Source organism: Candidatus Neomarinimicrobiota bacterium (assembly GCA_021734025.1).
In the GTDB taxonomy this organism is placed as follows: Bacteria; Fidelibacterota; JAANXI01; order JAANXI01; family JAANXI01; genus JAANXI01.
Window position 1 is genome coordinate 69180 of the sequence record JAIPJS010000010.1, and the last position, 13456, is coordinate 82635.

The following is a 13456-nucleotide window of genomic DNA, read 5'->3' on the forward strand; positions in this document are numbered from 1 at the left end:
AGGAAAAGGAAGAATTGAGTATTATGTAGTGCGTAATTCTAACCCCGAAATTGTATGGTACGTAGTACTCAATACTATTTCATTGGAATATGAAAAAATTCCGAACAATTAAATTTAAATACAGGTTCGTAATTCTTACGGCATTCGTACTTCTTCTGCCGCTGACCTCAGGCGCGCAGGTCCGAATGACTACGACCGTCGACACCACTGCAGGACTCATCGGAGACCTCTTTCATCTGGAGTTATCTGTGGAGCATCCGGAAGGTGCGCAAGTTTCCCTCCCGCAAGATATTCAGACGCTGGGAGAATTCTCCGTTCGGGATATTGAGACGAATCCCGGTAAAACCACGACAGACATTACTTATTCTCTGGCGGTATATGATACCGGCAGGTACACTATTCCTTCCATAAAAGTCAGCGTACAACCCCCGGATACGGGCGCGGCCCCCATTTCGCTGGAATCCGCAACCCAAGAAATCATGATTTACTCCACCGTTCCACCCGATGCTCAGGAACTCCGGGATATTAAGCCCTTGATGGATCTGCCAGCCCGGATTCCATGGCTCTGGATCGGAATTGGATCTGGATTACTCATTGCGGGGATCCTGGGATGGTTCTGGTGGCGTCGTCGGGAAACTGAAGAAGAACCGGAGATGACTCCCGAAGAGCGGCGTCAGTCGGCACACGAGCGAGCATATAAGCGGCTCCGGGAAATCGAACGGGCCGACTATCCTGGTAAAGGCGCCATGAAGCGGCACTTTAGTGATATTTCTCAAACCATCCGTGCCTATTTTGAAGATCGATATTTTATCCCCGCCCTGGAGATGACCAGCACCGAAGTACTTCGGGCGTTCCCGGAAAATCAGCTGACACCGGAAATCTACAACGAAGTGTCGGATCTTCTGACAACATCTGATTTGGTGAAATTCGCCAAATACCAGCCGTCCAAAGAAGAAGCCGACCGGGTGCTGGAAGAAGGATTTGATATTGTGGACCATACCAAGATTGAAATTTCTGAAATGGAAGAAGTAGAAGACGAAGAAGACCCGGAAGTATCAGAGAAACAACAAGATAACACTACTCAACAGCAAATCGCAGAAGTAAACAAAGGAGAGTCACCGTGATTGAAGTGCAGAACGTTTCGAAGCGTTATGGTCAGACTCTTGCCGTCGATGATGTCTCCTTCCGCGTCAATAAGGGGGAAATCGTCGGGTTTCTTGGCCCGAATGCTGCGGGCAAAACCACGACCATGCGCATAATTACCAGCTTTATGCCTGCGACCTCCGGCAAGGTAACGGTGGCAGGTTACGATGTATTTGAAGATGCAATGGAGGTGAAGACGCGAATCGGATATCTCCCGGAAAATCCGCCGCTCTATGTGGATATGAAAGTCGAGGATTACCTTGGGTTCGTCGCTGCGATCAACGGAGCGGATAAATCCGATATCCCCAGGCAGATCGACCGGGTGATGGACTTGACATCGCTGGGAACCTACCGGACTTCACTCATCCGGAAACTGTCCAAGGGATTCCGGCAGCGAGTCGGCCTGGCCCAGGCGCTGATCCACGATCCGGAAGTCCTTGTGCTGGATGAGCCGACAGTCGGACTCGATCCCAAGCAGATTATCGAGGTCCGTGAGCTCATCAAGGAACTCGCAAACGATCATACAATTATCCTGTCGACGCACATTCTGCCGGAAGTGAGCATGACCAGCGAGCGCGTCGTGATTATTAATAAGGGAAAAATCGTTGCTGAGGATACACCCGGGAATCTCATGAGCAGCCTCAAAAGCGGTGAGACCCTGCAGGTGCAAGTCGACGGCCCGTTCGATGATATTCAGCCATCGCTGGAACAAATCGACGGGGTAACGAGTGTCACGCTGGATTCCGGTGTGCAGACTGAGGGAAATATCTGCGCTCTCCGGATAGACAGTGAACCGGGACACGACGTCCGGCGCTCCGTTGCCGACACTATCGTAAAGCAAAGTTGGGGGCTCCTTGAGTTAAAACAGATTTCGCTGACACTGGAAGATATCTTCCTTGAACTCACCACGGAAGAAGATGTCCAGGAGGAGGTACAGGCATGAGAAAGACTTGGGAAATATTTAAACGCGATCTGAAATCGTACTACTCCTCGCCAATTGCCTATGTAGTCATCGCACTCTTTATCGCGGTCTCCGGGGTGTTCTTTTACGCGCTGCTGACGCGCTTCCTGAACATCCAGATGCAGGCTATGTATCAGGCACAGCAGATGGGAAGGAGTATTACCGTCAATGTGAATCAGATGATGATTCGGCCGCTATTGGCGAATATGAGTATTATTGCGCTGTTTATGATTCCAATGATTACCATGCGGTCATTTTCCGAGGATAAACGTTCGGGGACCATCGAACTACTCCTGACCTCGCCGATCAGCAATACCCAGATGATCCTGGGGAAATTCGGTGCGGCTTTCGTACTGTATGCATCAATGGTCGTCGTGGCGTTTATTTACCCGGTGGTACTGATGTTCTACGGTAATCCGGAAATTGCGCCGACGCTAATGGGGTATCTCGGACTGCTCCTAATGGGTGCAGCGACGGTCTCAGTGGGGGTGCTGATTTCCTCGTTTACTGAAAACCAGATTATTGCCGCTATCGGTACATTTGCCGTCATGATGCTGTTTTGGACCATCGGCTGGCTCGGCACGGGAAATTCCTTCTTTGCCGATCTGGCATCCTACCTGTCAATCATTGAACATATGGGCGACTTTACGAAGGGCGTCTTTGATACGAAGCACCTGGTGTATTACGCCAGCTTTCTGTTTGTGGCGCTCTTTCTGACGTATCAGTCCATAGAATCAACGAAATGGAGGGGCTAAGCCGATGGATTTACTGAAACGTTTCGGAATTTGGGTCGGTATTGCGCTGATACTGGTTGGTTTTGTGCTCAGCTGGATTCTTGGGACCTGGGGAGCACCCGTACTAATTCCGTTGATTCTTGGCGCAGTGCTGGCTGTCACAGGTGTAGTTTTCAACTGGTCGTATATCCGGGAAATTTCCGGACGACAGACGACGAAATACGGGGTCAGCAGTATTATCGGAATTGTGATTGTGCTGGTGATAGTGGTGATCGCAAATCTGATACTCAATGAGTTTAACTGGCGCGTGGATACCACCGCAGCCAAGCAGTTTTCGCTGGCGGATCAAACGGTTAAGGTACTGCAAAACCTCGAACAGGATGTAGAAGCTATTGCGTTTGATGTGGAAAGTAATCGTTCCCGACTGGAAGACCGCCTGAAGGAGTACGAGGAGCAATCTTCGAAATTTTCATGGCGGTTCGTCGATCCGGATAAAAAACCAGAAATCGCGAAGCAGTATAATATTCGGAATCTCGGGACGATCGTGGTGGAGGCCGGAACCAAAACTGAGCGAATTGACAGCTATTCCGAGCAGAACCTCACTAACGCCCTCATCAAGGTTACGCGGACCGAGACAAAGAAGGTCTATTTTACTACCGGACATGGTGAACATGCTATTGGCGATGATGGCGAATCCGGCCTCCAGTCAGCATCGGCTGCAATCGAAGAGCAAAACTATGTGGCGGAGAAGCTGTTCCTCGCCAATTTGGATTCCATTCCAGGGGATGCGTCTGTTGTCGTAATTCCAGGGCCGCAGACGGAATTCTTTGATAAGGAATTCAACATGCTGGCCCAGTATATCGATAAGGGCGGTAATGTTTTCTTCATGCTCGATCCCCAGGGATCGCCGAGGATGAAGGATTTCCTGGCCAAGTACTACTTCGAACCGGGGGATAACATCGTTGTGGACGCATCCGGAATCGGACAACTTTTTGGCGCTGGTCCGACGGTTCCGCTGGTAAATAACTACGGTGATCATACCATCACCGAGGGATTCGGACTAATGTCATTTTATCCGCTGGCGCGCTCCATGGGAGTGAACGTGCCTTCGAACGCATCCGGGTATTCCGGGAATGTTTTGGCACAGACCAGTCGTAACAGTTGGGGTGAAACGGATCTGGATCGCATCAGTAGTGCCAGTCAGGCAGAACAGGATCCTGAGGATATGGCCGGGCCCGTACCACTTGCATCAGCAATGGAAGTTCCGAACAGCAGCGGTTCGGTCAAGGGACGGTTGGTTGCCTTCGGCGACTCCGACTTTGCTACGAACCGATATTTCAACGCCCAGGGGAACGGCGACCTGTTTATGAACAGCGTCAACTGGCTCCTGCAGGATGAGGACCTGATTTCCGTACGCCCGAATGCGCCGGAAGATCGCCGCATTCAGATGAGTCAGAGTCAGGTGCGGACCGTTCTCATTCTGGTTGTGATTCTGCTACCGGTATTGATTCTCGTAGTTGGCGGAGTCATGTACTGGACGCGTCGGAGATAGGCACAATTCGAGTGATTACCGTCGTTCGGAAACGGGCGACGGTAATCCACAGATGAAAATTGAATACAGAACCTGAGTGACAAAGGGATTTTGTGATGAAACCAAAAACCACACTCACACTACTTGGTCTGTTGGCTGTGCTTGGACTGTTCTACTATTTCTGGGGTGTAAAAGGCGCCGCCGAACGGGAACAGCAGGAACAGATAGCCAGCCGAATTATCAATATTGAACCGGATTCGGTATCCCGCGTCACCCTGACCCAGGGTGAAAACATCCTTCAATATGAACGTATTGGTGGACAATGGAAAATTACGGAACCGGTCGAGACAGGAGCCAACCAGAGCCGGATCAATACGAATCTGGATGTGTTGACATCGGTGGAAAAAAACCGGACTGTGGCCACAGATTTAACAGACCTGCAACCCTACGGATTGGATTCCCCGTCAGCGAAGGTACAGATTGTCTATAATGACACCGGAAGTACGACGCTTCTGGTGGGGGACCAAAATCCGACCCAGTCCGGAACATTTGTGAAACTCACAGATGCGCCGGGAATATACACCACAGCAAATGCGGTGCGGACCCAGGCGCAAAAGACGTTGTTCGAACTCCGGGATAAAACCATTCTGGACTTTGAGCGGAGTAACATTACAAAGTTTATAGTCTCCAGAGATGATGGCCGGGATCTGACGTTTAATAAATCAGGATCGATGTGGCGGCTGGACGAGCCGCAAATACGAGTGAATTCGTCCAAGGTCACCGGGCTGTTGTCCAGCGTGGATAATGGAACGGCACAGGAGTACTACGAGGAATCGCCGGAAAATCTTCGGGAATACGGGTTAAACAACCCGCAAGCTTCGTTATCCGTATTCAGTAACGATTCCACCAGAGATGCCGTGCTTGCGGTGGGAGATCAGGTGCCGAATTCTGACCCGTTGCAATATTATGTCAGAGATTTGTCCCGACCAATGGTGTTCTCGGTGACGAGTACCATCGTGGACGATTTCTTTGATTCGGTGTTCGAATTCCAGGATAAGAAGTTGTTTGAAATGAACCGAAATCAGGTCACCGATGTGGAAATTATTTGGAACGATACGACCTACCAGGTGACCAAGATCGACACGACGTGGCAGCTGAACAGTCCTGTGGTCGCCCCGGCAAACGGGAAATGGGCCACAACGATTGCCAGGACCATATCAAACCTGCGGATGGATTCCCTCGGTAGTTATACCAATACGAATCCGGCACGGTACGGACTGGATGACCCCTGGCTGCGTATGAGGTTCAATATTGCCGGGAGCGAATTCGACGGCCTGACAGTCGGAGACGAAACCGGCGAGCGGTTCCGCTATATCAAGATGGACTCCTCCCCGTACATCTATGTGATACGGGAGAGCAAACTGAGTGCATTTCAGGTGTCCCTGGATGAACTCAGAGCAAAATCAGCCGACATGACGCTGGAATCGGAATAATAGAAAATATATTGGAGATGCCATCTTGCAAAAGATGGCATCTCTTATCCAATTCGTATCCAGTATATGTGATAAGTAGAAGTGCTCAAGAATATCACTATTTCACAAATTTTGATTCCTATAGCCCGATTTCCGGGATTTTGGAACTCTCCGGCCTCACTCGTATTATAATCACTGATAACGGAGAAACTAAGCACGGGCACGATATATGAATTATTTCAAAACGACAATTTTACTGGCTGCACTGACAGGACTGCTTATCGTAATTGGGAACACACTCGGCGGAACCAACGGTGCAGTATTTGCCTTTATTATTGCTATCGGAATGAACTTTTTCAGCTATTGGTTCTCGGATAAAATGGTACTCAAAATGTACAAGGCGAAGCCGGTAGACGAGAGCCAAGCGCCTGAGCTTTATAGAGTCGTCAGGCGACTCACCCAGCAGATGGGTATGCCGATGCCGTCGGTACACATAATTCCCATGGAAGCGCCGAATGCCTTTGCCACCGGACGCAATCCGGAACACGCGGCTGTCGCAGTCACCGAAGGGATTCTGGATATACTGGACAAGGATGAACTGGAGGGAGTGCTGGCGCACGAACTTGCCCATGTTGAGCATCGCGACATTTTAATAAGCTCCATTGCTGCTACTATTGCCGGGGCGATTACGTTGATCGCCAGTATCGCCCGGTTTGCTGCTATTTTCGGATTCGGCGGCAGGGATGGGGACAATAACCTCATTGGGACCTTGGCGATGGCGTTCCTGGCGCCAATTGCAGCTGGCTTGATCCAGATGGCAGTATCCAGGTCCCGGGAATACCATGCAGATGAAGGTGGCGCCCGGATCTCAAAACAACCGCTGGCACTGGCAAGTGCGCTGGAAAAACTTGAACAGTATTCCAAGCGAACACCTATGAAAGCTGCCAGAGAAAACACAGCTCACCTGTTTATCGTGAATCCGCTGACCAAAAAAGGTTTTGCAAACCTGTTCCGAACGCATCCTCCAACAGATGAGCGGGTAAAACGGTTGCGGGAGATGGCGTAAACTAAACTGCAAATACTGAATAGGGTAATGCAAAACATCGAATGTCGAAATTCCTGCCGGCGCAACTCCCCTCAAATGAAAAAATAAAGAATCGCGAAGCCCAAATGATGGAGTTGTGCTGTAACCATCCGTCACTCTGACCGACAAATACACAGCAATAATCTCCCCATTCAAATGGGGTTGCTAACCAAACGCTGTTTACACTAGCCACCTTCCGGGAAAAACTAGATACCCGGAAGGTGTGTTTTATTGAAGCGTAACACCCAGGGTCCGAACTCCCGTTGCACACCATCGGGAAAGTATCTAATTTACGTGCGCTTCAACATATCCAGAGAATGATAATTTTATCCGATTAAGCAAGTTGAATCCCAATGATTGAACTAATTACCGGCCCGGCGGCAAGTGGTAAAACAGAATTCGCAGTCAACAGGACAGCGGAGCGTCTTGCCACGGGAGAACAGGTCGCAGTGTTATTGCCGACTCAAGCTCTGGTCAATGACTTTCGGAATCGCCTGTTGTCCAAAGACGGGTTCCGGGGATCTCTTCGTTTGCATTTTTATACGTTTTACACACTGGTAAAAGCATGTATAAAAGGTTCAGACATTCGCTACGGAGAAATAGACGACGCAAGCCTGCATCTCATCCTTGAAAGTTATCTCGAGGCGCATGCCGGCCAATACCCTGAACTTTTACATCCCGGGATTACTACTGGGCTTTTACATGCGATTCTCGACTATTTTGGGGATCTGGCAGATGGCGGGATTACCACGGATACGGCGGGTGACATCCTGCATAAAACGAGGTCATTTTCAAACAGGAAAAGGCTCCGAGAAATTCATCAGCTCTACCGGGATTTCACCGGTTTTCTGGCGAAAAACCGCGTTGCCACCAGGGAGCAATTATTCCTCAAGGCACTGGAGTCAATCCAAACCACGAATGACTTTTCACCCCCCAATTACACCTTCGTCATCGACGGATTTTACGACTTTAATCCGATTCAGCGTCAGTTTATTGAGACTATACTCGACCAATCCGACAATGCGCTCATAACGCTGTTACGGGGTGATGAGCCTGTCTTCGGATTTGTTGAAAAAACAGAAGACTGGTTACGCCGAACCCTCAAAGGCAAAGAAGTCTCCGTGAACTCACTAGAAAATAATTCCAAAACATTTCAGGGATTTGAATCGCTTTTCCACCGGGAGACGGAGAATGCTCCCGTTCATCTGGATTTTATGGAGGCGGACAGCCCGTACCTGGAAATCCAGGATACCGTACGAAGTATAAAAAAGGACATTCTCACAGGGGAATATGACCCTGAGGATATCTGTGTCCTTTTTAGGAGCGGGGACGACTATGTCACGGGGATTGCTGAAGGATGTCGGCGTGAGGGAATCCCGATAAGTGGGAATCGCGATAAACCACTGGATACCAACCCGGCAATTAGAGCACTAATGCAATGGTATGAGGTGTTGTTTACCAATTTTGAGCGGGAACAGACGATCCAGTGGCTGCAATCTCCATACATTTGTCCCCGGGGATTTGAAGGAAGAGATACGATCGGCCGGTTGGATTCTGCTTCGGTCGCCGCTCAGGTTGTGGAAGCTCCATCGGAGTGGATTCAACGATTGACAAATGCACGGAAGCGTGCACAGAATGAAGACTCCTGGAAGGGGACAACGATTTCCGGTACGGATATCGATTATCTGAAAGAATTATTCGACGGACTCCCCCGAGAGAAGACGACAAGCCTCGATGAACATCTTGTGGATCTCCGGCAGGTAATTAGGATCGTCCACTTCCGGAAAGCGATTTCAGACTTGTCAAATAGCCGCGATCAATTGGCGGGACGGGATATCCGGGCATTTCAGGTTTTTGAAAGACTCCTGGAATCCGTTGGATCCATTGGCGCTGAATTTGATATTTCCGATATGAATTCCCGGAAATTTGTGCGGATATTACGGGAGTTATTGCGTGATTCAGAATATGCGGATGAAATTAGTGAGGAAGCCGGAATAACAGTTACGAATGTCGAACAGGCCCGGGGGCAATTCTGGAAAAAGGTATATCTGGTTGGATTATTAGACGACAAATTTCCGGTTCGGCACCGTGCGCACCCGTTGGTAAAACTCAGGGACAGGCAGTCAATCAACGATGTATTGCAGGGCGGACGGGAAGTCATTGAGCACCGTGCGGATCTCCGGGAGGAACAACTCCTGTTATACCTTGCGCTCACCAGGGCAACGGAGTCGGTACAGGTCTCAACTGTGGTCGGTTCCGAGGAGATGCTGCCATCGCCATTCTATGAAGAATTGCACCGGATTTACGGAACTGTAGATTCTGAAAACGCTGTACCCGTGCGAAGAAGTACCGCAATTGGTCTGGAATCACCCCAGCCGGAAAATTCCTGGCTCAATGTGGATCTTCTGCAGCATCTGAAGTACTTCGACGATTTCCCGGGCGACCAGATATTGGACTTCGGTCAATTTCGTCACTGTCTGGATGTCACCAGGCTCCGCGATGGCAATCGCTTTACCGAATACGATGGGCAGGTTTCTGATACAACCCTGCAGGAGGAAATCAACAGTACTTTATTTGGTGGCAATGTAAGCGCCAGCAGATTTGAGACTTTTTATGAGAGCCCTTTTCAATATTTTGCCCGGTATCAACTGGGACTGAAGGAGCCGGAGGAGGTCGTCGAAGAGTTGCCGCCGGATGTCCGGGGATTGGTTCTGCATAGAATTATGGAGCAGTTTTACCGGACGTTGCCCTCGGCGTTCAACGGGAAGGTCACCGCCGGAAGCCTGGAAGCCGGTCTAGATCATCTCGAAGCGGTGATGGCCCGGGTATTTGAGGAAACGGAATCTAAAGGATTGCCGTTGCCGGAGATGCTCTGGAAACGTGAAAAATCGCTCATAGCTCAGTACAGTCGCAATGCGGTGGAATACTTTGCGACAAATTATCCCTGGGGAACCGGCGGACTCCGCCCGGATCAGTTTGAGTTTGGATTTGGCTCTGATAAGCCGGAAAGCCATCCCCCTTTTCATCTGAAATTGAATGACAGGGAACTCCGGTTTAGCGGACGGGCGGATCGACTCGATTTGGAGCCGGAATCCGGTGTGTTTACGGTTGTGGATTACAAGACATCCCGGGGAAAACGGGTAAAGGACTTCTGGAATGGCAGGGCTCTCCAGTTACAGCTCTATGCCATGGCAGCTCAGGACCTGTTGGAGAATTACACTGAACCGCAGCGGCTCTCCTATTATTCGTTTCGGTCAGGTGAGGAAGATAGTAAAATCGATCTTACGCGAACTGAGCCTGAACAGCTCTTCCGGGTGACGAAGGAGCGGATTGGGGAAGCCGTCGAGCGGATGGAAGCCGGTGATTTCCATCCCGTGGCAGGAGAATGTTCCCGGTATTGTCCTGTGAAACAAATCTGCCGGTGTGAGGAAAATAGAATCCGACGCAAAATGGCACATTAAAGCCTCCCCGAGTGATCTTTACAATTTGGATTGTCCTGCCCAGCGTTTATATTTACAGTATCATGGATCTTTTGCTTCGCGTTTTGGAAAAACTATTTATTATCTATTTCGTCCTCTATCTATTAATAGATGTGGGACTTTTCCTGTATTCTTTTGTTGTGTTTCGGCTCTTACAGCGCAGGAAACACGAAAAAATTGATGACTGGACCAGTCACCCCGTTTCCATAGTTGTCCCGGCGTACAATGAGGAGGTTTCCATTGCTCAATGCGCCGAGATGCTGCTGCAACTGAATTATCCGGCTTACGAACTACTTATTGTCAATGACGGTTCTTCGGACCAGACTTTAGCGTCACTGCAAGAGAAGTTTGAACTGAAAGTGACGGAAGTATCAAGCTCGCTCCCGTTGGTAACAGAAGAGATCAAGCAAGTTTATCGGTCCGAGGACGGATCTCTGATAGTGGTAGATAAAGAAAACGGCGGGAAAGCCGATTCCCTTAATGCCGGGATAAACCTGGCATCAGGGAAATACATCTGTACAATAGACGCGGATTCCATCCTGGATAAGGAGGCGCTGAGGTCCGTAGTAAGACCGTTTGTTACGGATGACAGAACTATGGTCTCCGGGGGGCAACTGGCAGCCTCTAACGATGTTGTATTGAGCGACAACCGCGTCGTCAGCTCCGAAATTCCCCGCAATATCTGGGTACTCTGGCAAATTCTTGAGTATATCAAATCATTTTTGGTCGCACGGATCGGGTTGAGTAAGGTGAATGCCCTGCTGCTGATGTCTGGCGCGTTTTCCATGTTTCGCCGGGATGAATTGTTGGAAATAGGTGGATTTTTAAGTCCCCGGAATGAACATCCGTATATCGCAGAGCATGTTGGGTTGGGTCGGCAAACCGTGTGTGAAGATATGGAGATTGTGGTTCGGTTGTTTAAATACCGCCAGGACAAAGAGAAAAAAGCAAAAGCAGTATTTTTGCCTGGACCAGTATGCTGGACAGAGGTTCCGGAAGATGCTTTGAGCCTTTTTAGGCAGCGTGCCCGGTGGCATCAGGGGTTAATAGAATCCCTGAATATTCACCGCTATATGATCTTTGAACCGCACTATGGTGCAACCGGCCTGGTAGGGATGCCGTACTACTTCTTTTTTCAGATGCTTTCTCCGGTGATTAAGGTGCTTGCTATCGTCTTTATCATCGTTGCTATCTCTGTGGGAATGATACACCCCGAGTGGATCGCCCTGATGCTTGCGGTTATTATTCTCTTAACGGCAATTATCACGACGACGATTACGGCTATTGTTGAGTTCTGGAGTATGGGCGAGTCGAAAACGAACAGGGATGCTCTTCGATACAAGACTTTCTGGGATTGGACTCAACTAATTGCCGCTGGTATCCTTGGAGAATTCTCCTATTCCTTTTTTAAAATGATTGCCCAGCTCAAGGGATTCCTCAACTTCTTTGGGCGGAAGAGTGAATGGACGAAGATTCACCGGAAGGGGATCACGAAAGAGTGAGATTCATTTTATCGGCACTAGTTGTATTGGTTGGAATACAGGTATCCGCTCAGGTTTTGGATAAGGAGGCATACCGGAGCCGGGGATATGAGGCCATGGTGAATGGCGAACTGCAAGAAGCCATCGACAATTATTCGGCTATATTGGCTATAGACAGCAGCGACTATGACGCCCGGCTGGCATTGGGACGTCTACACTTCAGGAACGGCAATTGCGACTCATCCATGTATTACTACAGGATGATCTATCGGAATGACCGTACAGACGTCGAAGCCCTAAATGGATTTGTCCGCTGTTTTATTAGGCATGGAAAGATGGACTCGGCTATTCATTATGCTGAGAGAGCGGTGAACTTAATGCCAAACCACGTTCCGGAATATCTGCAGTTGGCAAAAGCCTTGAGCTATGACGGCCAGTTGGATAGGGCGATCGAGGTGTATCGGCGGGCTAACAAAGTAGATAATACCTGGTCACAGGTCTGGGCGGGTTTAGGACGGATGCACTACTGGAAGGCACAGCCCGCCACGGCGATACAATTTTATGAAAAGGCCCTTGATCTGGATCCGAAAAACACCAGCATACGTGAAGAGTACGAAAATATCAAAAACGCATTGGCGTACAATACTGATGCAACATTCCAGTATATTCAGGAAACGGAACCAAGCTACCAAATCGATGCGATAGTGCAGCAGTATAGCGCGCAGAAGCGCGTGACTGATCATATCCACATATCTGCGAATATCCTGTTCGATTATTCTTCACGGGATTATACAATAGGCTCGGACACGACCAGATGGTACGACAATTCCTGGATTAAAACGAGCTGGATAACAGACAATAACCGAGTCATCCTTAATGCGGGGGCCAGCAGAAGTGACAGCCGAATCACCTCCTATGGCCTGAGCTGGCAGTATCATACCAATATCAAAAGTGTGAAGGTGAGAAACATCCTAAGCGGCGGCTATAGTTATTTTTACTATTGGAACGAGGTCGGCCGGAATAACTTTTCCGACAACCTGAGTCTGGAATATTCGGATCTTTCCCTCTCTGTCGGCGTAAATACGGGGACGGTGGACGAGAAACAGGTTCGGGTGTATTCTTCTGATCCTTTTCAAACAGCCACCAATCCGTATTTTAATTACAGCGTATCATTGACCTGGCAAATGATTGATAATCCCCAAATTAAACTGGGAGCCAATCACTCCTATTACGATTATAAATACAATTCCCCGGCATACTATACCCCCACTGAGCGGTTACTGACCGGTCCGTCGGTAACGATGTATTACGATTATAAAAAATTGTATACCTATGGACGGTATGCAATCAACTTCGGGAGCGAGAAGTATTACTATGTATCAAGTGCGACTCCCGGACAGGGAGGGCAAGTGATAAACAGCGGCAATATCGATACCGATAACTGGTCTGCGTCGCTCGAAATCGGATACAGCGGAGAAGCCTTCTCGCTTGCCGCTGGCGCGAGTCGGTTTTACAATCCCTATTATGAAAACCTGTCAGCATTTATCACCTTGTCAGCAAAGTTCTAAATT

General features: G+C 49.2%; 9 protein-coding genes. All 9 read left to right on the forward strand.

Annotated elements, in window-relative coordinates:
- The first annotated feature begins 185 nt into the window (after nt 1-185).
- The gene (locus tag K9N57_11640) at nt 186-1124 is read left to right on the forward strand and encodes a BatD family protein (GenBank protein MCF7804836.1); all 939 of its coding nucleotides are present in this window, start codon (nt 186-188) and stop codon (nt 1122-1124) included.
- On the forward strand, nt 1121-2086 hold the full coding sequence (locus K9N57_11645) for an ABC transporter ATP-binding protein (GenBank protein ID MCF7804837.1): 966 nt from the start codon (nt 1121-1123) through the stop codon (nt 2084-2086). The genes K9N57_11640 and K9N57_11645 overlap by 4 nt, the downstream gene beginning before the upstream one ends.
- Nucleotides 2083-2859 (forward strand): ABC transporter permease subunit, encoded by a 777-nt coding sequence (locus K9N57_11650; GenBank protein ID MCF7804838.1) that lies wholly within the window; start codon nt 2083-2085, stop codon nt 2857-2859. Before K9N57_11645 ends, K9N57_11650 begins: the two co-directional genes overlap by 4 nt.
- Nucleotides 2860-2863: 4 nt before the next feature.
- Complete coding sequence (locus K9N57_11655; protein ID MCF7804839.1) at nt 2864-4390, forward strand: Gldg family protein; 1527 nt, start codon at nt 2864-2866, stop codon at nt 4388-4390.
- A 95-nt stretch (nt 4391-4485) separates the two neighbouring features.
- The gene (locus K9N57_11660; GenBank protein MCF7804840.1) at nt 4486-5862 is read left to right on the forward strand and encodes a DUF4340 domain-containing protein; all 1377 of its coding nucleotides are present in this window, start codon (nt 4486-4488) and stop codon (nt 5860-5862) included.
- Between the two features lie 208 nt (nt 5863-6070).
- Nucleotides 6071-6907 (forward strand): zinc metalloprotease HtpX, encoded by an 837-nt coding sequence (gene htpX, locus K9N57_11665; protein MCF7804841.1) that lies wholly within the window; start codon nt 6071-6073, stop codon nt 6905-6907.
- A gap of 371 nt (nt 6908-7278) precedes the next feature.
- Nucleotides 7279-10386: a PD-(D/E)XK nuclease family protein gene (locus tag K9N57_11670; GenBank protein ID MCF7804842.1), complete on the forward strand. Its 3108-nt coding sequence runs from the start codon at nt 7279-7281 to the stop codon at nt 10384-10386.
- Nucleotides 10387-10469: 83 nt separating this feature from the next.
- Entirely contained in the window at nt 10470-11906 is a 1437-nt protein-coding gene (locus tag K9N57_11675; GenBank protein ID MCF7804843.1) for a glycosyltransferase, read from the forward strand.
- Nucleotides 11867-13453: a tetratricopeptide repeat protein gene (locus K9N57_11680; protein ID MCF7804844.1), complete on the forward strand. Its 1587-nt coding sequence runs from the start codon at nt 11867-11869 to the stop codon at nt 13451-13453. The genes K9N57_11675 and K9N57_11680 overlap by 40 nt, the downstream gene beginning before the upstream one ends.
- The last annotated feature ends 3 nt before the right edge of the window (nt 13454-13456 follow it).

Bases quoted from the DNA above. Each gene is read 5' to 3' on its own strand.
- K9N57_11640 (MCF7804836.1), top strand. From the start codon at position 186: ATGACTACGACCGTCGACACCACTGCAGGACTCATCGGAGACCTCTTT.
- K9N57_11650 (MCF7804838.1), top strand. From the start codon at position 2,083: ATGAGAAAGACTTGGGAAATATTTAAACGCGATCTGAAATCGTACTAC.
- K9N57_11655 (MCF7804839.1), top strand. From the start codon at position 2,864: ATGGATTTACTGAAACGTTTCGGAATTTGGGTCGGTATTGCGCTGATA.
- K9N57_11660 (MCF7804840.1), top strand. From the start codon at position 4,486: ATGAAACCAAAAACCACACTCACACTACTTGGTCTGTTGGCTGTGCTT.
- htpX (MCF7804841.1), top strand. From the start codon at position 6,071: ATGAATTATTTCAAAACGACAATTTTACTGGCTGCACTGACAGGACTG.
- K9N57_11670 (MCF7804842.1), top strand. From the start codon at position 7,279: ATGATTGAACTAATTACCGGCCCGGCGGCAAGTGGTAAAACAGAATTC.
- K9N57_11680 (MCF7804844.1), top strand. From the start codon at position 11,867: ATGGACGAAGATTCACCGGAAGGGGATCACGAAAGAGTGAGATTCATT.